This window comes from Lactococcus sp. S47 (assembly GCF_016517475.1).
Lineage (GTDB): Bacteria > Bacillota > Bacilli > Lactobacillales > Streptococcaceae > Lactococcus > Lactococcus lactis.
Genome location: NZ_JACVUB010000003.1, coordinates 170,628 through 194,028, shown reverse-complemented (window position 1 = coordinate 194,028; position 23,401 = coordinate 170,628). Strand labels below are relative to the sequence as shown.

Genomic DNA, 23,401 nt, shown 5'->3' with positions numbered 1-23,401 from the left:
TTTAATATAAATTATTCCGCTTCCTTAAGTTGAGCACGTTTTTCATCAAGCTGTTGATTAATCTCTGCTACATCTTTATCAGAAATTGGATAGAGTTGCATAATAATCATTGATACAAGAGCAAGAACGGCTGGAATCCAAATTGCTGTGAGATTTATACCAGCTAGGGCGTTAGCATGTTGATGTGCTGCTGTCTCATTGAAACCATAAGCTGCTAAGAACCAAAGTGGAATCGCTCCACCTAATGTAAAACCAATTTTGAAGAAAAGTCCCATGATTGCGTTAATAATCGCAGCATTTCTTTTACCCGATTTGAGTTCTCCATAAGCGACAACTTCAGGAACTAATGCCCACATGAACCCTGTTGCTGAAGTTAAGCCCCATTGTTTAATAAAGGTTGCAACATAAGCTAACCAGAGGGCATCATGCATTCCATTAAGTGACCAAATATATGTCAAAATTTCTCCAACAATGAACATTCCGATAAAAAGATGAAAGAAACCTTTTTTACCGAAAATTTTCTTTAAACGAGGCCAAAAGATTGGGAAAACAATTCCTGGAATTGAAGCAATGAGGCCAATGGCTCCCATCCATTCTGAATGTCCAACAACAAATTGATTAAAGAAACCATTTACAGTATTCATAAAAAACATGAAAGTAAAAGCTAACATGAAGAAAATCCCTAGAATCACAAGTGGACGATTGTTCTTTAATTCAAGGAAGAGGTCAGTTGTTTTAACTTCTGCCGATTGTTCTGCTGTTGCAACCACACGTTCTTTGGTCAATTTATAACATAGGAATAAAGCTATTGCACCAATAATCATATAAACTGAGTAAACTCCAAACCAAGCATGTCCCGCTGAAGGGTCAGTATAATTCCCCATATGAAGTTTAAGGCCAAATAATCCAGTATCTTTAAGACTTCTTCCTTTCGGTGCTGCCATTTGAACAAACATTGGAAAGAGGGTGTAGACTAGGAGATTTGCTCCATTTGCCAACATCATCCGTGTACTTGTCAGTTTATCAACGGATTCCGGATTACGAGTTAATGATGCATTAAGTGAACCATAAGGAATATTAACAACTGAATATACTAAGTCTAAGGCAAAATAAACGATAAAAGCAAAGGGAACAGACCCTTTAACACCTGGTAGAGGTGCAAAAAGTAAGGCGGCTAAAATTACCAGAGGTATACCTGCTCTTAAAAGCCAAGGACGATATTTTCCTGCTTTTGATGTTCTTTTATCAATAAAAGTCCCAACCATTGGGTCCCAAAATACATTAATAATTCGGACGAACAGAAAAATAAAACCGGCTGTTGCAGTACCAATCGCATTGACTGTTGTCATATAGAGTGCTAAAAATCCACCAACAGTCCCAAAGACAAGGTTTTGTGCAAAATCCCCCATTCCATAACCAATACGTTCTCCAAGCGTTAATTCATGATATTCATCATGTTGAACTTGTTTGATTTCATTACTCATTTTTGAGTACATCCCTCCTATTATTTTATTAAAATTATTTTTACTGATGAGTCTGTCAGTAAATTTTTAATCTCTTGTAAATAGATATTCTGTTATAAAAGTCTTTTTTTGACCTGCTTTAAGCTCAATCGTTCCCCATTCAGGATGATGAACAAGGTCAGGTATTTCTTGAAATTCAATAGCAATTCCGCGATTTTTGGACATTGGTCTGCCATTAATCATTGACTCTATTTCTGGATTTGTGGCTGTGTAAATCACGACCGCTTGTCTATCAGTTTGAGCTACTAGTTTCCGACCAGATAAAGGGTCATAAAGCATTAAACTTTTATCTCCTTTGGGATTAAAAACAAAGCAATCATCTAGTCCTTCGGGATTATCTTTTAAAAGCTTTTTGATTGAAACGCTTTCTTTAATTGAATAAGAACTGTCGTCAACAGTTAGAAGACGACCAGTTGGTATATTCTCTTGATTGGTTTCAACTAGAAAGTCAACATTTGCTTGAATGAAATGCTTATGAGTCGTTGATAATTCTGCTGACAGATTAAAATAAGGATGCCAAGCCGGATTAAAGACTGTGTCAGTTACTGACAGACCTGATATTGTCACTTCTAACTTATTGTCAGTTAATTTATAAGTGACTTCTGCTTGGATTTGACCTGGAAAACCGGACTCCTCATCTCTTAAACTTAGTTTAATGCCAAGAGATGATGCTGTTTCAAAAGTTTCATAAGACCAAAATTGTCTTTCCCAGCCGTGACTTCCTGAATGTAAATTATTTTTTCCTTCATTTGCCTCTAAACTGACAGAATCATAAGTAGCACCTGAAATACGCCCGGCAACTGGACCGCAAATTACACCATAATATCCTCCATCATTTGCATAGGTTTCGGAATTGTTTTTGGATAAAAGAATATTTTCAAATGTTCCATTTTTGTCAGGAGTGAGGAGTTGATGGACTCTTGCTCCATAATCATGGACAACGATGGTGAGTCGTTCATTTGATAATGTAATCTGACTAATTGATTTGTCAGCTCTAAAAGGCAAAGATTCTTTGGAAATGGTAAATGTCATAATTAACCTTCGTCATTGAATTCTACTAATTGATGAGAAATTTCAGAGGTATTTTTATAAACTTGTTTCCAAATTTGATAAATTTGCTCATAACGTGCTACATTTTTTGGATTTGGTATGAAACTGGCTTCCTTGTAATGAACAAAAGCTTTAGTGACCGCTTCTAAGCTATCAAAAAGTCCGCAACCAAAAGCAGCAATCATACAAGCACCAAGTCCCGGTCCCTGCTCAACCGTTAAGCGAATCATTTCAGAATTAAAAATATCTGCTTGCATTTGCATAATGTCGGGATTTTGCGCACCCCCACCTACGGAAATCAAACGTTTAAACTTCTTGTTTTTCGTTTTTTCCATGATATCTTTAGAATCACGCAATGAAAAGGTAATTCCTTCAAGCACTGCTCTTGAAAAATGTTTTTGTTCATGATGAGCAGAAATTCCTATAAAACTTCCGCGAATTTTTGAATCAAAATGTGGTGTTCTTTCACCTACAATATATGGCGTAAAGAGCAATCCTTCTGAACCAGGAGAAACTGTGTAAACTTCTGACAAAAGTTCATTGAAACTCGAGCCTTTTCCAAAAGTTTCCTTATACCAGTTTAAAGAATTTCCAGCAGCCAAGGTTACTCCCATTGAGTAATAAGCACCCGGAATCGTGTGATTAAAGAAATGGAGTTTTCCTTTATAATCTGCAATTTTAGGTTCATAAGCGGAAACGACTCCGGAGGTTCCCATTGAAATCAAGCCCACTTCTTCATTGATTAAACCAACACCCAGAGCGGCGGCAGCATTATCGGCTCCACCAGCAAATACTTTTACTTCATTTGTCAGTTTATAGCGTTCAGCTATTTCTGCTTTGACAAATCCTGTTCGGTCAGTGGATTCAATCAATTCAGGTAGAATTCCCCTATCAATATTGAATGCGTCAGTAATTTCCTCTGACCATTGTTTTTTCTCAATATCTAAAAGTAAAGTTCCTGCTGCGTCAGAAAATTCGGTATAAATATTTCCTGTCAGCCAAAGGCTCAAGTAATCTTTTGGCAACATTATTTTTTTAACTCTTGACCAAACCTCTGGTTCATTTTCTTGGAGCCAAAGAATTTTTGGTAAGGTAAATCCTTCAAGAGCAATATTTTTTGTAATGTCTAAAAGTCGCTGACCAAGTCTGTCAGTAATTTCTTGACATTGTTTGCTTGTTCTCACATCATTCCAAAGAATTGCTGGATAAACTGGTTTATTATTGTCATCTAAAACGACTAATGAATGCATTTGCCCCGAAAAACTAATGCCTGCAAGTTGCTGACCAAAATCTGAAATTTCTACTGACAAACCGGTCAGTACTGATTCAAGTGCCACAATCCAATATTCTGGACGTTGTTCAGAATAGCCTTGTTTGGGCGTATCAATTTGGTATTCAGCAGATTTTGTCGTAATTAAATTACCAACTTCATCCATCAAAATCCCTTTAAGACTTGATGTTCCTAAGTCAATTCCTAACACGTAAGTCATTATTATTCCTCGTAATAAAAGAGAAGGACGAGGAGGAATTCCTCGCCCTCTTTTAAGTTCTAAATTTTAAACAAGATAGTCATTCAATACTGATTTGATGTATTCCAAGTGATTAGAATCAAGTTCAATATCGTCACCATGTTCAAGTGCAAATGCGGCAAGACTTTCAAAAGTTGCTGTTCCATTTTCAATGGATTGACCAACTTCTGTATTTTTGTATGAACTATAACGTTCGTCAACAATATCAGACAAGAATTTATCTTCAATGATTGCTGCTGCACCTTTCAAAGCACGCGCATAAGTATCCATCCCTGCAATATGAGCAAGAATTAAATCTTCTGCTTTGAAACTTGTACGACGTACTTTCGCATCAAAGTTAATTCCACCTTTGCCAAGTCCACCGTTCAAAAGAATTTGGTGCATCGCAAGTGTGATATCAATAACAAGTGTTGGGAATTCATCTGTATCCCAACCAAGCAAGTAATTTCCTTGATTGGCATCAATAGAACCCAAAGCATTGAAAGTACGTGCAGTATTTAATTCGTGTTCAAAAGTGTGCCCAGCCAACCAAGCATGATTTGTTTCAAGATTGAGTTTGAAGTATTTGTCCAAGTCATATTTTTGCAAGAAAGCAAGAGCTGTTGCTGAGTCAAAATCATATTGGTGAGTCATTGGTTCTTTTGGTTTTGGTTCAATCAAGAAAATAGGTAAGTGGTTGATTGATTTTGCATAATCAATTGCCAAATGGAAGAATTTTGCCATGTGGTCCATTTCAAGACCCATATCTGTGTTCAAAAGTGATTCATAACCTTCACGACCACCCCAGAAGACATAATTTTCGCCACCGAGTTTTTTAGAAAGTTCAAGACCTTTTTTAACTTGTGCAGCACCATAAGCAAAGACTTCAGCACGGTTAGAAGTTGAAACACCATTCATATAGCGGGGATTTGAAAACATGTTTGCTGTATTCCAAAGTAATTTAATCCCTGTTGCTTTTTGTTTTTCAAGAAGGTGGTCAGTAATTTCGTCCAAATTAGCATAAAATTCTTTCAAAGAATTTCCAGTAGGTGCAATATCAACATCATGGAAACAATAATATTTAACACCTAATTTTTCAGCAATTTCAAAGAAAGCATCTACTCGACGGTGAGCACGGTCAAGTTCAGAACCACCTTCCAAATCCCAAGGACGTTCCATTGTTGCTCCCCCAAAGGGATCTGACCCATCCATTGTAATTGTATGCCAAAATGCAAGGGCAAAATGAAGTTGTTCTTCCATTGTTTTACCAGCAACTACTTCTTCTGGATTATAATGGCGAAAGGCAAACATATTTTTAGTTTTTGTACCTTCGTATTTGATAGGTGAGATGTCGTTAAAGTAAGCCATTTTTATAGCTCCTCCTCTTTATGATATTAATATTATTTTCAAACTCGTAATTACTACTATACATTTCTTGTAATATATGTCATAATAATAGTGATTAGGAGAGAATGAACATGAAAAACGAATTAGAGAATATTTATCACTCAAAAATAAATAATCTTAATTTTCTACTTGTCGATATTACTTACAGAAAACCTCATCTTCATTTTGACATTGAATTAGCTTTTGTCTTAGAAGGGGCTGGTCAGGTAATAACACAAGAGCAATGCTTTGAAATCAAAGCTGGACAGGCAATTATCTTTAATAGTTGCCAAGTTCACGAACTATCTTCAAGCGACTCTATGAAACTTTTGATTCTACAGTTTTCATCAGAAATTTTTAAAATTATCTTCCCTCAGCTGGATAAAATTTATTTTGAAAGTCATCCTTTCAATCTAAAAAATCAACCTGAAACTTTAAAATTACTCTTACAAGCGGCTTTAAGTTATTTTGCTGATGATAAGAATAATTCCTTGCGTACTCACGGATACACTTCCCTTTTATTAGATCGCTTATTAAGTATTTCTGAATACAGTATTTTAAGCAGTTCTGAACAAAATAAATTAATGGATCTCCAAGAGCGAATGGAAAGAATTTCTTCTTACATTCATGAAAACTACGACCATAAAATTTCTTTAGAAATGATTGCTTCGCATGAAGGACTTTCCAGAACGTATTTTTCCCATTTCTTTAAAAGTAATTTTGGGATTAATTTCAACGAGTATTTAAATAAGATTCGTTCTGAAAAAGCAAGAACATTACTTTCTTCTTCTAAAGATAATTTATTAAATATTGCTTACATGTGTGGTTTCTCAGATATCAGAACGCTCAACACCGCTTTCGTTAAATCTTATGGTGTTCTACCGAAAGAATTTAGAAAAAATAGTGTACTCTTCCCAAATCTCAACTACATGACTTTCAATCAAGATAAAATTGATAATCAAGTTTTTTATTCTGATAGAGGCTCTTTTGATATTTTGCAATATTATTTAGAAAAAAACTTTGAAAAAACAAGTAGTCATTTTTAGACTCTTTATTTTTAACAAGTTAATGATATCGCTTTCTAAGAATCTTATCTTACTGTTTTGTTCTATTTTTCAGGGGAAATGTTGTCATTTTATCATGCCTAAATCAAATAAAAAAAATACTTGGCTTTTACCAAGTATTTTTTATTAATCCCAAATTTTAGTTGCTTTAATTTCATTAATCGTTTGGTCAAAATCATTTGTTAAGATCGTAACATGTCCCATTTTTCGGTTATGTTTAGCATCTGCTTTTCCATAATCATGTTGATGCCAATCGGCATGCTCATGATTAAGTTTCTTAACTGCCTCAACGTGTTGCCCTAAAACGTTCAACATAATGGCAGGTTTCAAAAGTTTAGGTTCTGGTAGGTCTTCTCCTAAAATCCCTTTAATATGTAAATCAAATTGATTGAAATCACAAGCTTCAATGGTAAAGTGGCCACTATTATGTGGTCTTGGTGCTAGTTCATTGACATAGATTTGACCATCTGCTGTTAAGAACATTTCCACACAAAGCACGCCAGATAGCTCTAATTTTTCCGCAATTGAGGTCGCAATTTTATAAGCATTCTCTGTAATTTCAGCAGATATACGAGCCGGAGAAATCGTTTGATGTAAGATATTTTCTCTATGTTCGTTTTCAGCTAGAGGAAAAACCACATATTCGTGACCATTTCCACTAATAATAACAGAAATTTCACGTTCAAAAGAAATAAAATCTTCTAAAACACATTCTGAAAGTTCTGTCAGTGATTTAGCTGCTGACAAGTCTTTATCAGCATTTAAAACCACTTGTCCATGACCGTCATAGCCTCCAGTTGTCGTTTTTAAAACTTGTTTTCTAGTTACTGTTTCTGGGAGTTTTTCCGCTGAATCTACGAGTTGCCAAGGTGCAACATTAACTTTAGCTTCATTGGTCAAAAATTCTTTTTCAAAGCGACGGTTTTGCGTAATCTCTAACAGACGTATTCCTTGAGGAATCCTTACACAGCCTTCAATTTCGTGCAAAGCTTTTGCTGATACATTTTCAAACTCATAGGTAATGACGTCACAAGCATAGGCGAGTCTTAATAAATTTTCAACGTCATCATAAGGTGCAACAATCAGTTCATCAGATACTTTTGCCGCAGAACAGTTAGGATTTGGGTCAAGTGTAATGACTTTATGTCCCATGTATTGAGCAGCAATTGCCATCATCTGTCCAAGCTGACCTCCACCAATAATACCAATTGTTTGCTTTGTATTCTTTATCACAAGTCTTCCTACCCTTCATTATTTGAAATCCGACACCTTTTGAACTCTTTTTAAAGTAATGCTTTGTTTGATTCCTCAACCATTTCTTGTGCAGCAGCCCGATAGACCAACAATTTTTGGTATAAATTCTCGTTTGTATTCGCCAAAAGTTGCAAAGCAAATAAAGCAGCATTTTTTGCTCCAGCCTCTCCAATTGCCATTGTCGCTACAGGAACCCCTGCCGGCATTTGAACAATTGAATAAAGCGAATCCAAACCAGACAAAGCTCGCGATTTTATTGGAACGCCAATGACTGGAACGAGGGTCTGAGCAGCTACCATTCCTGGCAAATGAGCGGCTCCACCTGCACCTGCGATGATCACTTTATAACCTGCCTCACGAGCTTGGCTCGAAAATTCAGCCATTAAAGCTGGTGTTCGGTGTGCTGATACGACCTTTTTTTCATAAGCTAAACCAAAGTCATCTAAAATTTTTGCTGTTTCTTTCATTGTCGCCCAATCTGAGCTCGAACCCATGATAATTGCTACTTCTGCCATTTTTCCTCTTCTTTTTTCTTAACCAAAATTTTTATATTGCTCGTGAACCAATATCATGACGATAAAAGAAACCATTATTTTCCAATTTATCAAGTTTTTCATAAAGCAATTTTTGTGTACTTTTTACATCTTCTCCCGTTTCAGAAACAAGATAAACTCGGCCTCCACTAGAGATTAATTGATTATTTTCATTTTTGGAAACTCCTGCATAATAAACATTTAAACCTTCAAGTATTTCTGGAAGAATAAGTCCTAGTTTTGCTTGACTAGGATAGCCTTCTGCAGCAACAACCACACCCAAAGTCACACCAGACCCAAGCCATTCTAATGTTGGCTCATTTCCAGCTAAAATATCAATAATTGCTTGAGCTAAATCACTTTTTAAACGAGGAAGAACAACTTGGGTTTCAGGATCCCCAAAGCGTGCATTAAATTCAATTGTTTTGACTCCGTCTTCTGTCAAAATTAAACCTGCATAAAGAACGCCTGTAAATGACTTGCCTTCTTCTATCATTCCAGCTACTGTTGGTTTAACAACTTTTTCCAGAGCCTCATTTACAACCTCCTTAGAAATATGTAGGACCGGTGAGTAAGCCCCCATTCCCCCTGTGTTAGGGCCTTCATCTCCATCAAAAGCTCGTTTGTGGTCTTGAGCAATCGGCATTGGATATATTTTTCCGTCATGGACAAAACTAAATAAAGAAAATTCTTCACCGTCAAGAAATTCCTCAATCACAACTTTTCCTTGACCACCAGAAAAAATATCGGCCAGAGCTGACTTAGCAGTCTCGATATCAAAGGCAACCGTCACACCCTTTCCAGCAGCGAGCCCATCAGCTTTAATCACAAGAGGAACTCCTTTTTCATCTAGATATGCAAGAGCAGGCTCTAAGCTATCAAAAGTAGCATAATCAGCCGTCGGAACCCCATATTTTTTCATAATTGATTTTGCAAAATCTTTAGAACCTTCTAGCTCTGCGGCCATTTTATTTGGCCCAAAAATTGGTAATTCTGCTTTTATAAAAGCATCGACGACGCCATTCATCAAAGCAGTTTCTGGGCCAACAAATGTTAGTCCAATGTTTTGATTTTGAGCAAATTCAACTAATTTATCATTAGATAGTTCGGAAATATCAACTATTTGAATTCCATCTTTTTCCATTCCTGAATTGCCTGGAGCTACAAAGACTTCTTCAACTTGAGGACTTTCCATAAATTTTTTTGCTAAGGCATGTTCGCGGCCGCCAGAACCAATTACCAAAATTTTCATCATTTCTCCGATATTCCCAAACGCTTTTTATATACACAGACTTGTGTATTCAGCTATTTTATTTATTATTCAACAAATCTTGAACGAATAATAAAAGTCAAAGTGACGATAGCTCATCTATCTTTTCTTGCTTTATAAATCTTATAATTCTATCTTAAAAGATTTGTGATAAAAGAAAAAGCCTGAACAAAAGTTTCAAGAAATAAGAAGAGAGATTGTTCGGTATTTACTCAATTATAGCTAGAGTTTTCCCCTTACAATATTTAAATGACAAATTTGTTTATCAGCTTTTCTATCGCAATTTTCATTAAAAACATGTAAAATAAATCTAAGTAGAAAAAGAAAGCGAAAACTCATGGCGACTCAACCAACCAAAGATAAAATTATTAGTAGCAGCTGGGAACTTTTAGAAGAACTTCCTCTCACAGAATTTTCAATGCGTAAGTTAGCTAGTCGGCTAGGAATGACAGTGTCTTCTCTTTACTACCATTTTTCAAGTAAAGAAGCACTTTTTGCAGAACTTATTGATAAAGCAAGTCTTGAAATTATTTTTCCAGCAAATGAAAAAACGTGGCAAGACCGCCTTTTCGTCTATGGTAAAAATATTTATGCTGTTTTAGAATCTTATCCAAACCTCGCACAATTGATGATGGATTATCCACCAGAATCTGAGAACTATCTTCGGCTCTTTGATAAACTTTTAATGATTGTAGATGATCTCAAGCTTTCTGATGATCATAAATTTTACACCATTAACCTTTTTCTAAATTTTATTTACACCAGTAAAATAGATAGTGATCGTTTAGTAGAGCAACCCGAAAAACCTCTTTCTACTGTCAAAATTCCTCTGGTACAACTGGCTCCTTTTCTCGATAAATATTGGCGAACTGAAAGCCTCACCAGTCTTGGCTCTTCTGAAAGTTTTGAGTTTGGTTTACATCTTATTATTTCAGGAATTGAAAAAATGCTTAAAATTAATTAATTTATAAAAAACTTCCTGAGGAAGTTTTTTTCTTGACTTTATTTCAGAACAATGGTATTATTTTTACCGAACAGTGTTCTAAAAATATAAAAGAAGGTTCTTTATGAATAATACTAATGATTTTAATTTAAAAAAAGTCTTACCTGCAGTTTTAACAATTGCAATTGGAATGCTTTTAGTAATGATGGATACAACCATTATGAATGTCACCCTTCCGCATATCCAGTCTGCTTTCCATCAAAATCTCTCAAATAGTCAGTGGGTCATTACTGCTTATACTTTAGCTATGGCCACAGTTATTCCATTTGCTGGATTTTTGGGAGACCGCTTTTCAGATAAAAAAGTTTTTGCTTTAGCAATCATTTTTTTCACTATCGCTTCATTTCTTGCAGCTAATGCTCACTCATTGCAAAGTCTTGTTATTTGGCGAATTGCTCAAGGCTTAACTGGTGGCGTTGTTGCTCCAATCGGAATTGGGATGTCTTTTAAAATTATCCCAATGGAAAAACGAGGTTCAATGATGGGCCTTCTAGGGTTACCAATGTTGCTCGCTCCAACAATAGGACCTGCACTTTCAGGTTTCTTAGTTAAACACTTCAATTGGTCAACTGTCTTTTTGATTAATCTTCCGGTTGGAATTCTAGCTCTAATCTTTGTTCTCCTCTTTCTCCCCAATTTTCCTGCAAATAAAGCAAGTAAAATAGACTTAAAAGGGACTCTTCTTTCTCCATTTGCCTTTCCAATTTTAATTTATGGTGTACACGTTGGGACAGATAAAGGCTGGTCAAATCCTACTGCCCTCTCTTTTGTAGGCCTTGGTATAATCATGTTGCTTTTATTCATTATTGTTGAACTACGTGTTGAAAATCCTCTTTTACACCTTCGAGCTTTTGCAATTCCTGAATTTACAAAAGGAATTTCGCTCATGTGGCTCAATCAAATCGTTGTTTTCGGGGCCATGCTTCTTGTCCCACTTTACTTACAAAATGTCGTTGGACTTTCTTCTGAAAATACAGGGCTAATCATGGTTCCGCAGGCAATTGCTAGTTTTTTAGGAATGACAATCGGTGGACGTATTTTTGATAAATTTGGGACGAAAGCCGCAGTTCTGCCGGGCTTTATTCTGGGAGCTCTAAGTCTTAGTCTTTTTAGTCAAATTAAACCTAGTTCTTCTTTGGCTTTCACACTTTGTGCTATTGTTTTACTTGGTTTAAGTCAAGGTTTAGTCAATATGCAAGTTAATAATCACGCCCTTCAATCTGTTCCAATGAAAAATATCAGTCGAGTTACTCCACTAACAAATGAAATGATGCAAGTAGTCAACTCATTTGCTATTGCCTTTTTGACAGCATTTTTAAGTGGTCAAATCAAAAAACAGACTGGACTTTCTCCTTTACAAGCGAATTTAACTGCCTTCCATCATACTTTCTACTTACTTCTTATTTTTGTAAGCTTCGGTTTCATTTTAAGTCTATTTTTGAGAAAAAAAGTGAAGGCATAATAAAAAAACACTGTTAAAATAAACAGTGTTTTTTATTACCAATTTTTAACCAAAGCTGGAATTTCTAATAGGTCTTGGATTTGCACATCTGGTTGTGCTTCTCCACTAACTTCCAATTGTTTTGGATTATACCAAATTGTCTTTATTCCAGCTCTATTCCCTCCTAAAATATCAGTTGCTAGGGAGTCGCCAACGATTGTAAATTCCTTTTGATTGGCCGCTTCAATGTGGTCAAAGACATAATCGAAGAAAGCAAGTGAAGGCTTATGATGACCCACTTCTTCACTAATAAAGATTTCTCTAAAGTGATCAGAAATTCCAGACTCAAATATTCGTGGACGAGAAACACGTGAAGTTCCATTACTAACCACATACATTTCTGCCTCTTTTTCTGACAGCTCTGTCAGTAATTCTTTGGCATGATTAATCAACTCATGCCCTTGTGATAAGTAAAGTTGATATTCATCATCAACAGCAACTGGATTATAATTTACTGACACATTTAAAGCTCTAAAAGCATGGTCAAATCGAGTAGATAGAAGTTCTTCACGTGAAAGTTTTTCTGATTCGTGTAAACGCCAAAGCGCTTTGTTTTCACGAGAGTAAGTCGCACGATTTTCCTGATTATCTTCAATTTGATAGTGGGTAAAAATTTTTCCCAAAGCATCATATTCTGCTTTATCAAAATCAAGTAAGGTGTTATCAATATCAAAAAGTAGTACAGTCATTTCTTTTCCTTTGCTAAATGTATTCTTTGCATTCCCTACATTATATCAGAAAAGGAGATAAAGATGAATGTTCTGAAACTTGAAAATTTTTTCAATGACAATAGACAGATGATTTTACAATAGAAATTTTAATATTAAATTAGAGAAAAAATCTACCCTAAAGGTAGACTTTTTATTAATGTCTAAAATGACGAAGTCCTGTGAAGACCATCGCAATTCCATATTTATCACAGGCATCGATCACTTCTTGGTCACGTACAGAGCCACCTGGTTGAACGATTGCTTTAATTCCTGCCTTAGCAATTTCATCGATATTGTCAGCAAATGGGAAAAAGGCATCCGAACCAAGAACCGCATTTTCTTGAAGTTCTACTGATTTATCTGCGGTTGCCTCTAAGGCAATTTTTACTGAGCCCACACGGTTAGTTTGGCCAGGACCAACACCAAGCGTCTGGTGGTCATTGGTCACAATAATCCCATTTGATTTGACAAACTTAACTGCTTTCCAAGCAAACTCCATGGCCTCCATTTGTCTATCAGTTGGTTGAACTTTAGTCGCCACTGTCCATTCTTTTGGATTTTCAACAATGACATCTTGATTTTGAACAAGTAGTCCTCCAAGAACCCCTGTTACAAGCGCTTCTTTTTCTGAGGCTTCTTTTTTAGAAAAATCAACGGTTAAAAGTCGAATATTTTTCTTTTTACTTAAAATTTCCAAGGCTTCTTTGCTATAAGAAGGTGCGATAATAATTTCAAGGAAAATCTTACTCATTTTTTGCGCAGTTGCCAAAGTTACTTCTCGATTTAAAACGATAATTCCACCGAAAATTGAAACTGGGTCTGCTTCATAGGCATAATCCCAAGCTTTTTCGATATCCGTTGCTGTTCCAATCCCACATGGATTCATATGTTTGAGGGCTACAACTGTTGGTTCTTCAAAATCTCTTGCAATTTGTAAAGCAGCATCTGCATCACGAACATTGTTATAGCTTAGTTCTTTACCATGAATTTGCTTACTTTGGGCAATTGAATAAGTCGTAGGTATTCCTGACTCATAAAAATCTGCATTTTGTTGCGGATTTTCACCATAACGCATTCCTTGTTTAAGGTCGTAAGTCAAGGTTAATTTTTCTGGTTTTACATTTTCTACCGGAAATTCTTCTGTCAAATATTGTGCAATTAAAGCATCATAACTTGCAGTGTGGCGAAATACTTTTGCTGCAAGTTGCTGACGAAAACTTAAACTTGTTTCGCCTTTTACTGACAGCTCTGTCAGTACTTTTTCATAATCATTTGGGTCACAAACGACTGTGACTGACGCATGGTTTTTAGCTGCTGAACGCAACATTGAAGGACCACCAATATCAATCTTCTCAATCATTTCTGCTTGACTGCCCCCAGCAAGCAAAGTTTCTTTGAAAGGATATAAGTTTACAACAACCAAATCAATTGGAGAAATATGATGTTCTGTCATTGATTTCATGTGACTTTTCAAGTCTCTACGTCCAAGAAGGGCTCCATGAATTAGTGGATGCAATGTTTTAAGGCGCCCATCCATCATTTCTGGAAATCCTGTTACTTCATCAATTGCAATATTCGGAATTTCTTCTTGGTCCAGAACGGCTTTCGTTCCACCCGTTGAGATAATTTCCCAACCTAATTCTCGAATTTCCTTAGCAAATTTTACAATACCTTCTTTGTCTGAAACACTGATAAGTGCACGTTTTGACATGATTTCCTCCAAGTTTTCTGCTGACAATTCTGTCAGTAATATTTTTTCTTATAAAAGAACTGACAGAACTGTCAGTAAATATTTATCATGTCTTTATTTTACATTTATCGTTTGGAAATAAAAAGCACCAGTTTTAAAACTGGGCTTTTTTTATTATAATTGTTCGGAAATTACTTTTAGTCTTTAATTAAAAACTCTTCATTGAAAATTCCAATATATGGCAACTGACGGTAACGTTCCGCATAATCAATTCCATAGCCCACAATAAAGGCATCTGGTACTTCAAAGCCAACATAATCAGCGTCAATATCAACTTTACGACCACTTGGTTTATCTAATAAGGAGATAATTTTTACTGAATGTGCTTGACGTCCTGTCAGCAATTTTTTAAGATAGAGCAGAGTATTTCCAGTGTCAATGATATCTTCAACAATCAAAATATCACGTCCATGAGCCACGGTTGATAAATCTTTCAAAATTCTAACTTCCCCAGATGATGAAATCCCATAACCATAACTGGTAACATCCATAAAATCAACTTCAGCATCAATTGATAATTCTTTAAGCAAATCAACCGTAAACATGATTGACCCTTTTAATATTCCAACAACAAGTGGATTTTTTCCTTCATAATCGCGTGAAACAACTTCCGCAAGCTCTTTGACACGTTCGGCAATTTGTTCTCTGGTAAATAAAACTTCTTTTAAATGTGGATGCATTTTTCTCTCCAATTTTTTTCACAATATGTTTCTATTTTAGACTTTTTTAGAGAGAAGAAAAAGACCAGAAGTCTGACTTTGGTCTTTTTTAGCTTACAACGTTCGGAAATAGAAAATTTTCAAAACTATAATTTTCTTAATCAACTTTAATAACTCCCAAATCCAACATCGTTTGTGCCGTTTGAATAATCGCTGCTTCACCTGAACGTAGTTTCCAGCCTAAAAGTTTAACTGATTTTTCATTTGAACAAGCTGTGTTTTGCCCCAAAAATGTAGCTGGCATCGCCAAACTTTTATCAAATCGAGCTAAAATTTTGACTAAAAAATCGGGAATTACCTGAGTAGATACTTTTTTAGCTTTTGTACCAAATTCCTTTTTCAAAAACTCAGCTTGCTTTTTGTAAGTAATATTTTGGCCTGAAGTTGCAATGAAACGCTGACCAATCGCTTCATTTTTTTCAAGAGCTAGCAAATGTAAATCAGCAACATCACGAACGTCAACATAATCAAATGCTAAATTTAAAAGTCTGGGCATTTTACCTTCAAACATATTTTTTATAGCCGCACTAGAATGTGAAAAATCATTTCCAAGAATTGGACCCATAACAGCTGTAGGTAAAACCGATGCTCCTTCAATACCATAAGCTTCTGCAAGTTTCCAAAACTCCATTTCCGCCATCGTTTTAGAACGTTGATAGGCATTAATTGGAGCGTCAAGATTTGTCCAATCTTTCTCTGTGAAGATTTCTGGATGATCCTTATGCCCCGCTAAAACTGCTCCCGATGCTGAGGTCAAAACCACTCGTTTAACTCCTGCTTTCTTGGCTGCTTTCATCACAAACTTCACTCCATCTACAGCCATTTTCACCATTAAATCATCAGCGTCAGGACGTTGCAAAGGTGTTGGTGAAGCCACATGAATCACAGAATCAATACCAGTCATGGCTTGACTCCATCCTTCTTCTTTTGTCAAATCAGTTTGGACAAAATCTAAATCTGTAAAATCTGAAATTCCGCCTTGTGCCATCATTTTTTTCACTTCTTCTTGTCGAGACATCGTCCGCAATGTCGCCCGTACTCGATAGCCTTTTTTCAATAAAGCAATCATGATAAACATAGCAATATATCCAGAACCACCTGTTACAAGAATTGTTTTTTTATTTGTATTTGTCATTTAATTTTTTCCTCTATTTTTCTTAATTCACATCTGTTACACTTGAAACTTATGTAAAATTATTGTACGATAGAAGTGTAAAAAATACAAGCCTTTGAAAAGCTTGTGTGACACAATCAGGAGAAGTGTAATGGCAGCGACAAACTATTCCCAAACTATCAAAAACGATACAAAAGATTTTATTACTACAGCAATTTTGCAACTATTAGGAATTCAAAAAACATTTGAAAAACCGAAAAATCTTGCTCAACTCACCGTTTCAAACGTTTGTAAGAGAGCCGGAGTTAGCAGAATGGCTTTTTATCGTAACTTTGAGTCCATTGACCAGGTCATTTATCAATACTATCAGCCTCAAATTTCTCAAAGTTTTGAAATCATTCGTCAGAATGTTTCTGCCAGTTCAAAAATTGAAAACCAATTAAAATTCTTTGAAGAATTTAAAGATGACCTCTTCCTTTCTGAAAGTCAAGGTTACGAACCAATTATTCGTCAGATTTATATTGAAGAAATTGAGAAATTTTATGAAAAGACAAATGACGAATATTTCATTACTTTTGTCGCAAATGGAGTTTATGCTCTTTGGCGTAAATGGTTAATGAACGGTCAAGATAAGTCAATTGAAGAAATACATGAACTCATTAGAAAAATTGTTACAATTTAAGTAAAAATAAAAAGACACTTGCACGTGTCTTTTTAATATAAATTTATTTTTTAAGCAATTTCCTGTCCTAAATGAATCACCTCATCCAAATAACTTTGAGTTTCATCATATAGATGGTGTGTAATCATAATCACCGTCAAATCAGGATTTTCTAAAATATTTTTTTCTACAGCTAGAGCTGTTTTTTTGTCAACACTCGCCGTACTTTCATCCATCACTAAAATTGGCTTACTGCCCATTAATTCTCTAGCAACAGATAATCTTTCTTGCTGACCTCCTGATAAATTTTTATCATAAACCGTATCAAGTTTATTAAATACAAAGTCATCAGCACAAGCAATTCTAATCGACTTATCAAAGATATCTGGCGAAATTTTACGCCCTAAAGTCAAATTTTCTTCTACTGTTTCCTTAAAAAGATAGGGAAATTGCATAATCACACTCATAACATGAGGCAAAGATTTTCGATTAATTCCTTTATAATCTTTCCCGTCTAATAAAATTTCTCCTTCATAGTCTTGCTTATTCCCAACCAACAAATTAATCAAGGTTGATTTTCCACTTCCACTATCGCCAATAATCGCGTATTTTTTTCCTTTTTCAATGACAATTTCTGGATACTCAATTTTTTGCCCATCAGGAAATGCAACTGCCAGATTTTTTAATTCTAATTTACTTTCAAAAGCTGTCACTTCTTCTCCGTCAGTAACTTTTGATTCGTCAGTAATTTTTCCATATTTCTCTAGCAGCTTTCCAGTTGCATTGAGCAATATTAAACTATTTGCTACACTTTTTGAGTAATTAGTTACTGTTCCTGACAAATTTCCGACACTCATGACAACACCAATGCCAATTTGCCCATTCATGATAAGAAAACCAGCAACAGCTAAAATCAAAAACTGCCCTAACATACTTGTCCCTAATAAAGAATACTGCATCCAAGCACGAGTAAAAATTAATTTCACATTCGCCGTAGCTAATTGATTAAATTTCCCCATGGTTCGCTCTTGCATAAGACCCAATTGTTTATTATGATAAAGCACTTCATAACCACGCAAGTAATCCGTAGATGTCGCTAAGGCATCATTTGCAAGCTCCGACACTTGTTCCGTATCTCGTTCCACTGATTGTTTAAACATTTTTGGAAAATAGAACAAAAGTGCTCCAACCAAAAGGGTTGTCAAAAGCAATACCCAGTGGAAAAAGATAATAGCAATTCCTGAGAATAGCATCGCAACAATTCCCGTATAAACAAAATAAATCTGGTGGAAACCATTATCATAAAGTAGTTTTGTATCATTATTTAACCACGAATTATAATCTTCCTTACTATTTTTTTCAAAATCAGAATAAGAAATTTCCGTCAGAGGCTCAATGATATCCCGGCGTACGGCATTAAGCTGTTTTTGTATGGCAATTTCTTTCCAAACATCACGCGCTCCTTGAACAAAACTATCGACCATCCAAAGGATAATATCAATAGCTAACCATAAGAAAAATTGATTCATCTCTTTTGCAATCAAAGAATTGAGCACATTTGCTAAAAAGACCGAACTCAAGACCGCAAGAGCAATATCAATCGTGATAAGTAAGAAAACCATAAAATTTTCAAATTTGAATTCTTTAAGATACTTTACCATTTTTCCTTCTCTTATTTTACTTAAGATTATGTTACCACTACATTTTAGCATTTAAATTTCAAAAGTAAATAGCGCTTACAAAAGTATTTTAGATGTTTTATTTTCTTAAAAGAACTGAAAATTTTCTCTTATTTTTATTAAGCTAAAACGTAAGAAAAAAACTTCATCATTGCTGATGAAGTATAATTTGGCGAACGACTTCTGGATAGAGCTTGTGCTCTGCTTCATGAACAGAACGCTCATAGACTTCTAAATCTTCGTGATAAGCGAGCGAGATTTGAGCAATCAATTCCCCAGTATCAACACCCTCATCAACATAATGAATACTGATTCCCAACCCCTTTTTTGCCTCATGTGATTCTTCAATCGCATGAGGTGAACCGGCAAAATCCGGAAGATAAGAAGGGTGAACATTAATTATCTTTCCTTTATATTTTGATAACACCGTCGCACCAATAATTTTCATGTAGCCCGCCAAGAGAATTAAATCAATTTCTTGATCTTTTAAAATTTCCACCAAGGCCTTTTCATAATCCACTTTTGAAGAAAATTCTTTTAACTCCAAACTTGCCTTTGCCACCCCTAATCGCTCAGCACGTTCAAGTACATAAGCATCATGATGGTCTGAAAAAACAAATTTCACTTGGTCTGGAAATTGTTCAGCTAGTATTTGAAAGTTTGAGCCATTTCCTGATGCAAATACTGCAATTTTCATGCTATCCCCTATTCTCAATGAAAAAAATTTATTTTTTAATCACTACTGCTGAATCTTGTCTTTTGACCATTTTACCAATTTCAAATGCATTCAACTCTTTTTTGAGAGTTTCGGCATTTTCAGGAGCAACAGCGATTACCATTCCAATTCCCATATTGAAAATTTCATACATTTCTTCATGTTTGATATCCCCATATTTTTCAAGAGCTTTGAAAATTGGTAAAATATTCCAAGAACCTTCAACAATTTCAGCTGACAAGCTATTTCCGAACATTCTTGGTAAATTCTCATGGAATCCTCCGCCTGTAATATGAGCAATCCCTTTTATTTTATTTTGTTTAATCAAGGGTAAAAGCTCTTTGACATAGATTTTTGTCGGAGTTAAAAGAGTATCAATCAAAGATTGGTCAAGTTCAGGCAACGATTCATTCAAATCAAAGTCAGAAAAAACTTTCCGAACCAAAGAGTATCCGTTAGAATGAATCCCAGATGAGGCAAGACCAAGCAAAACATCGCCCGCTTCCACATCTTTTTCGCCATCAATTAATTGTGATTTTTCAGCCACACCCACAGCAAAACCAGCTAAATCGTAATCATCTTCATCATACATTCCGGGCATTTCAGCTGTTTCTCCACCAATCAGCGCTGCTCCTGCTTGCAAGCAACCTTCGGCCACTCCAGCCACAACTTGCTCCAATTTTTCAGGAATATTTTTCCCTGTGGCAATATAATCCAAAAAATACAGTGGTTCAGCCCCAGCAGCAATAATATCATTGACGCACATGGCTACGCAATCAATCCCAATCGTGTCATGTTTGTCTGCTTGAATGGCTAACATCAATTTAGTTCCCACACCATCTGTCCCCGAAATCAATACAGGCTCTTTCACATCAAGCACAGATAAATCAAAACTTCCACCAAAACCACCCAGTGCCCCAAGCACACCCAAACGTTCGGTTTTAGCCACATGCTTCTTAATACGAGAAACCACCTCATATCCTGCTTCTACATCTACCCCAGATTTTGCATACGCATTCTCAGACACTGTCATTCTCCATTTTCTGATATATTTTATTCTACTTCCATGTTAAATGATTTTCAAACATAAAAAAAGTTCCAGCGGGTAGTACTGAAACTTTTCGATTGAATCGTTCGGAAATAACAAATCATTTCAACTGTAATTGTCTATCAAATATAAAAAACCGCCAGCATCAGCTAACGGTTTTTTTCTATTTATTCAGCAATCGTTTGAATATCAAAGTCAATCTTGTTATCTACAAGCGTTACAATAACTTTTGATTTTGGTGGAATTTTTCCGCCGATAATCAGCTTAGCTAATGGATTTTCGATGACTTTTGTCAAATAACGTTTGAGTGGACGTGCACCATAAGATGGTTCATAAGCATTTTCGGCAATCCAAACTTTTACTTCTTCACTCAACTCAAGTTGAACATCCATTTCTTCAAGACGATGTGAAAGTTGGCTAGTCATTTTAACGATAATATTCTTAATATCCTCAAGTGCCAATGGTTTGAAAAGAATGGTATCATCAATTCGATTTAGAAATTCTGGTTTGAAATGTGCCCGAAGTTGAGCCATCACGTTTTCAGTTGTTTCTTCCGAAATTTCACCATTTTCTCCAACATTATCAAGCAAATATTGAGAACCGACATTTGAAGTCATAATCAACACTGTGTTCTTAAAGTCAACGAGAACACCTTTAGAGTCAGTCAAACGGCCGTCATCCAAAACTTGCAACAAGATATTGAAGACATCTGGATGTGCTTTTTCGATTTCATCAAGCAAGATGATTGTATAAGGATTACGACGAACGGCTTCAGTCAATTGGCCTCCTTCATCGTAACCGACATATCCTGGAGGTGCTCCAACTAAACGAGAGACAGAGTGTTTTTCCATATATTCACTCATGTCAATCCGAACCATATGTTCTTCTGAATCAAAGAGATTTTCAGCCAAAGCTTTCGCGAGCTCGGTCTTACCTACCCCAGTTGGACCGAGGAAGAGGAATGAGCCAAGTGGACGGTTAGGGTCTTGAATTCCTGCACGCGCACGAATAATGGCATCAGATACGGCTTCAACAGCTTCATCTTGTCCAACGACCCTTTGATGCAGTGTTTCTGGTAAGTGAAGCAATTTTTCACGTTCACCTTCAACCAATTTGGTAATTGGAATACCTGTCATGCGTCCAACAACTTCAGCGATTTGTTCTTCAGTGACTGATTCTTGAACTAAGGATAAATCATCTGATTTTGCTTTTTCTTCAATAGCTTTGAGTTCTTTTTCAATTTCAGGAATTTTACCATAACGAAGGGCTGCTGCTTTTTCTAAGTTTCCTTCATTTTGAGCTTCTTCCAATTCGTGGCGAGCATGTTCTAATTCATTTCGTTTTTCAGAAATATTGCCCACTTCTTTTTTCTCAGCTTCCCATTGAGCTTTGAGTTGATTATTTTCTTCTCGAAGTTCAGCAATTTCACCACGTATAATTTCAAGACGTTTCTTAGAAGCATCATCTCGTTCTTTTTTGAGGGCCGCTTCTTCAATTTCTAATTGCATCAAGCGACGATTAGCTTGGTCAAGTTCAGTTGGGAGTGAATTCATTTCTACACGAATTGTTGCACTGGCTTCATCAACCAAGTCAATGGCTTTATCTGGTAAAAATCGGTCAGTAATATAACGATTTGAAAGGGTTGCTGCTGCGACTAAAGCATTATCATGAATTGTCACTCCATGGTGAATTTCAAAACGTTCTTTTAGACCACGCAAGATTGAAATTGTATCTTCAACAGTAGGTTCAGTAACCAATACCTTTTGGAAACGACGTTCAAGTGCTTTATCTGTTTCCATGTATTTACGATATTCATCCAAGGTAGTTGCCCCAATCAAATGGAGTTCACCACGTGCAAGCATTGGTTTTAAAAGGTTCCCAGCGTCCATTGAACCTTCTGTTTTACCTGCACCAACAATCGTATGAAGTTCATCAATAAAGAGGATAATTTGTCCATCTGATTTTTTCACTTCATTAAGGACTGCTTTCAAACGTTCTTCAAATTCACCACGATATTTCGCTCCTGCAATCAGGGCACCCATATCAAGTGAAAAGATTGTTTTATCTTTCAGATTTTCAGGAACGTCTTTTCTGACAATCCTTTGTGCCAATCCTTCAACAATGGCTGTTTTACCAACCCCAGGTTCACCAATAAGAACGGGGTTATTTTTTGTTTTACGAGAAAGCACTCGAATGACATCACGAATTTCTTCATCACGTCCAATGACAGGATCTTGTTTACCTGATTTAACTTGAGCAACGAGATCTACCCCATATTTTTCAAGTGCTTTGTATGTTTCTTCTGCATTTTGACTGGTCACTTTATCACCTCCGCGTAATTTTTCAATTGCAGCTTGCGCTTTTGCTTTTGTTAGTCCATGGCTAACCAAATAACTGGTCAATGGATTTTGTTTTAATTCAAAGAGGGCAAGGAGAATAATCTCAGTTGAAAGGTATTCATCGCCCATTTTTTGCGCAATTTTGTCTGCTTCAGTAAATATTTGGAACAAATCTGGACTTAGGTTTTGACCATAAGTAATATTTGAACCTTCTACTGAATTAATTTTGTCAATTTCTTTTTCAATTAAATTTGTAAAGTCATCTAGGTCAATCCCTAAATCTTTATAAAAGTTCGCCCCAAAACTATTAGGTTGAACAAAAATTCGCCATAAATGTGGAACTTCAATCACTTGGTGATGACGAACTTGCGCAATTTGTTGCGCTGAACCAAGTGCTTCTTGCATCGTTGTTGTCATTTTTTCGATGTCCATAAAAACACCTCATTTCGATTTCATAGTTAGTAGTGATTATTATCTTTTTCTCACTACATTCTAATTATAATACTTTGGTCAGTAATGGTCAAACTTTTTGATTCGTTATTTATAAAAAATTATTTACACTTTTTAAATGAAT

Annotated in this window: 19 protein-coding genes; 4 read left to right on the top strand and 15 right to left on the bottom strand. The window is 35.7% G+C overall.

Features of this window, described 5'->3' with window-relative positions:
• Nucleotides 1–11: 11 nt before the first annotated feature.
• The 4 genes from IAE52_RS04750 to xylA all read right to left on the bottom strand — a co-directional run bounded on the left by IAE52_RS04750 (nt 12) and on the right by xylA (nt 5,449).
• The gene (locus tag IAE52_RS04750) at nt 12–1,496 is read right to left on the bottom strand and encodes an MFS transporter (protein WP_080716006.1); all 1,485 of its coding nucleotides are present in this window, start codon (nt 1,494–1,496) and stop codon (nt 12–14) included.
• A gap of 54 nt (nt 1,497–1,550) precedes the next feature.
• Complete coding sequence (locus tag IAE52_RS04745; RefSeq protein WP_109991071.1) at nt 1,551–2,555, bottom strand: aldose epimerase family protein; 1,005 nt, start codon at nt 2,553–2,555, stop codon at nt 1,551–1,553.
• Nucleotides 2,556–2,557: 2 nt separating this feature from the next.
• On the bottom strand, nt 2,558–4,063 hold the full coding sequence (xylB, locus tag IAE52_RS04740; protein WP_109991072.1) for a xylulokinase: 1,506 nt from the start codon (nt 4,061–4,063) through the stop codon (nt 2,558–2,560).
• A 66-nt stretch (nt 4,064–4,129) separates the two neighbouring features.
• Nucleotides 4,130–5,449, bottom strand: coding sequence for a xylose isomerase (gene xylA, locus IAE52_RS04735; protein WP_109991073.1), 1,320 nt, complete (start codon nt 5,447–5,449; stop codon nt 4,130–4,132).
• Nucleotides 5,450–5,559: 110 nt separating this feature from the next.
• Between xylA and IAE52_RS04730 the strand changes: the two genes are divergently transcribed.
• Nucleotides 5,560–6,513: an AraC family transcriptional regulator gene (locus IAE52_RS04730; protein ID WP_023188757.1), complete on the top strand. Its 954-nt coding sequence runs from the start codon at nt 5,560–5,562 to the stop codon at nt 6,511–6,513.
• Nucleotides 6,514–6,657: 144 nt separating this feature from the next.
• On the opposite strand, the gene purK is transcribed toward IAE52_RS04730, so the two are convergent.
• The 3 genes from purK to purD are packed head-to-tail and all read right to left on the bottom strand — an operon-like array spanning nt 6,658 to nt 9,570.
• Entirely contained in the window at nt 6,658–7,764 is a 1,107-nt protein-coding gene (gene purK, locus IAE52_RS04725; protein WP_021723014.1) for a 5-(carboxyamino)imidazole ribonucleotide synthase, read from the bottom strand.
• A 50-nt stretch (nt 7,765–7,814) separates the two neighbouring features.
• Nucleotides 7,815–8,300, bottom strand: a complete 486-nt coding sequence (gene purE / locus IAE52_RS04720; protein WP_012898130.1) for a 5-(carboxyamino)imidazole ribonucleotide mutase — start codon at nt 8,298–8,300, stop codon at nt 7,815–7,817.
• Between the two features lie 31 nt (nt 8,301–8,331).
• The gene (gene purD, locus IAE52_RS04715) at nt 8,332–9,570 is read right to left on the bottom strand and encodes a phosphoribosylamine--glycine ligase (protein WP_162551497.1); all 1,239 of its coding nucleotides are present in this window, start codon (nt 9,568–9,570) and stop codon (nt 8,332–8,334) included.
• A gap of 355 nt (nt 9,571–9,925) precedes the next feature.
• Here purD and IAE52_RS04710 point away from each other — a divergent pair, with 355 nt between their 5' ends.
• Nucleotides 9,926–10,552: a TetR/AcrR family transcriptional regulator gene (locus IAE52_RS04710; protein WP_033901003.1), complete on the top strand. Its 627-nt coding sequence runs from the start codon at nt 9,926–9,928 to the stop codon at nt 10,550–10,552.
• A 103-nt stretch (nt 10,553–10,655) separates the two neighbouring features.
• A complete protein-coding gene (locus tag IAE52_RS04705) occupies nt 10,656–12,053 on the top strand; it encodes an MDR family MFS transporter (protein WP_109991075.1) in 1,398 nt (465 codons plus the stop codon).
• A gap of 35 nt (nt 12,054–12,088) precedes the next feature.
• On the opposite strand, the gene IAE52_RS04700 is transcribed toward IAE52_RS04705, so the two are convergent.
• From IAE52_RS04700 to IAE52_RS04685, 4 genes are all read right to left on the bottom strand, one after another.
• Nucleotides 12,089–12,781, bottom strand: a complete 693-nt coding sequence (locus IAE52_RS04700; RefSeq protein ID WP_003130060.1) for a YjjG family noncanonical pyrimidine nucleotidase — start codon at nt 12,779–12,781, stop codon at nt 12,089–12,091.
• A 175-nt stretch (nt 12,782–12,956) separates the two neighbouring features.
• Nucleotides 12,957–14,513 (bottom strand): bifunctional phosphoribosylaminoimidazolecarboxamide formyltransferase/IMP cyclohydrolase, encoded by a 1,557-nt coding sequence (purH, locus tag IAE52_RS04695; protein ID WP_109991076.1) that lies wholly within the window; start codon nt 14,511–14,513, stop codon nt 12,957–12,959.
• A 176-nt stretch (nt 14,514–14,689) separates the two neighbouring features.
• On the bottom strand, nt 14,690–15,232 hold the full coding sequence (hpt, locus tag IAE52_RS04690) for a hypoxanthine phosphoribosyltransferase (RefSeq protein WP_003130055.1): 543 nt from the start codon (nt 15,230–15,232) through the stop codon (nt 14,690–14,692).
• Between the two features lie 136 nt (nt 15,233–15,368).
• The gene (locus IAE52_RS04685) at nt 15,369–16,406 is read right to left on the bottom strand and encodes an NAD-dependent epimerase/dehydratase family protein (RefSeq protein ID WP_109991077.1); all 1,038 of its coding nucleotides are present in this window, start codon (nt 16,404–16,406) and stop codon (nt 15,369–15,371) included.
• Nucleotides 16,407–16,536: 130 nt separating this feature from the next.
• On the opposite strand from IAE52_RS04685, the gene IAE52_RS04680 reads away from it, so the two are divergent.
• Nucleotides 16,537–17,067 carry a TetR/AcrR family transcriptional regulator gene (locus IAE52_RS04680; RefSeq protein WP_003130052.1) on the top strand — a complete coding sequence of 177 codons (531 nt, stop codon included), beginning with the start codon at nt 16,537–16,539 and terminating at the stop codon, nt 17,065–17,067.
• A gap of 50 nt (nt 17,068–17,117) precedes the next feature.
• Here the strand turns inward: IAE52_RS04680 and IAE52_RS04675 are convergent, their stop codons facing one another.
• From IAE52_RS04675 to clpB, 4 genes are all read right to left on the bottom strand, one after another.
• On the bottom strand, nt 17,118–18,707 hold the full coding sequence (locus IAE52_RS04675) for an ABC transporter ATP-binding protein (RefSeq protein ID WP_023164306.1): 1,590 nt from the start codon (nt 18,705–18,707) through the stop codon (nt 17,118–17,120).
• Between the two features lie 166 nt (nt 18,708–18,873).
• Nucleotides 18,874–19,422, bottom strand: coding sequence for a phosphoribosylglycinamide formyltransferase (gene purN, locus IAE52_RS04670; RefSeq protein ID WP_109991078.1), 549 nt, complete (start codon nt 19,420–19,422; stop codon nt 18,874–18,876).
• Between the two features lie 28 nt (nt 19,423–19,450).
• Nucleotides 19,451–20,473, bottom strand: a complete 1,023-nt coding sequence (purM, locus tag IAE52_RS04665; protein WP_171052490.1) for a phosphoribosylformylglycinamidine cyclo-ligase — start codon at nt 20,471–20,473, stop codon at nt 19,451–19,453.
• Nucleotides 20,474–20,655: 182 nt separating this feature from the next.
• Nucleotides 20,656–23,259 (bottom strand): ATP-dependent chaperone ClpB, encoded by a 2,604-nt coding sequence (clpB, locus tag IAE52_RS04660; protein WP_058203028.1) that lies wholly within the window; start codon nt 23,257–23,259, stop codon nt 20,656–20,658.
• Between the last annotated feature and the right edge of the window lie 142 nt (nt 23,260–23,401).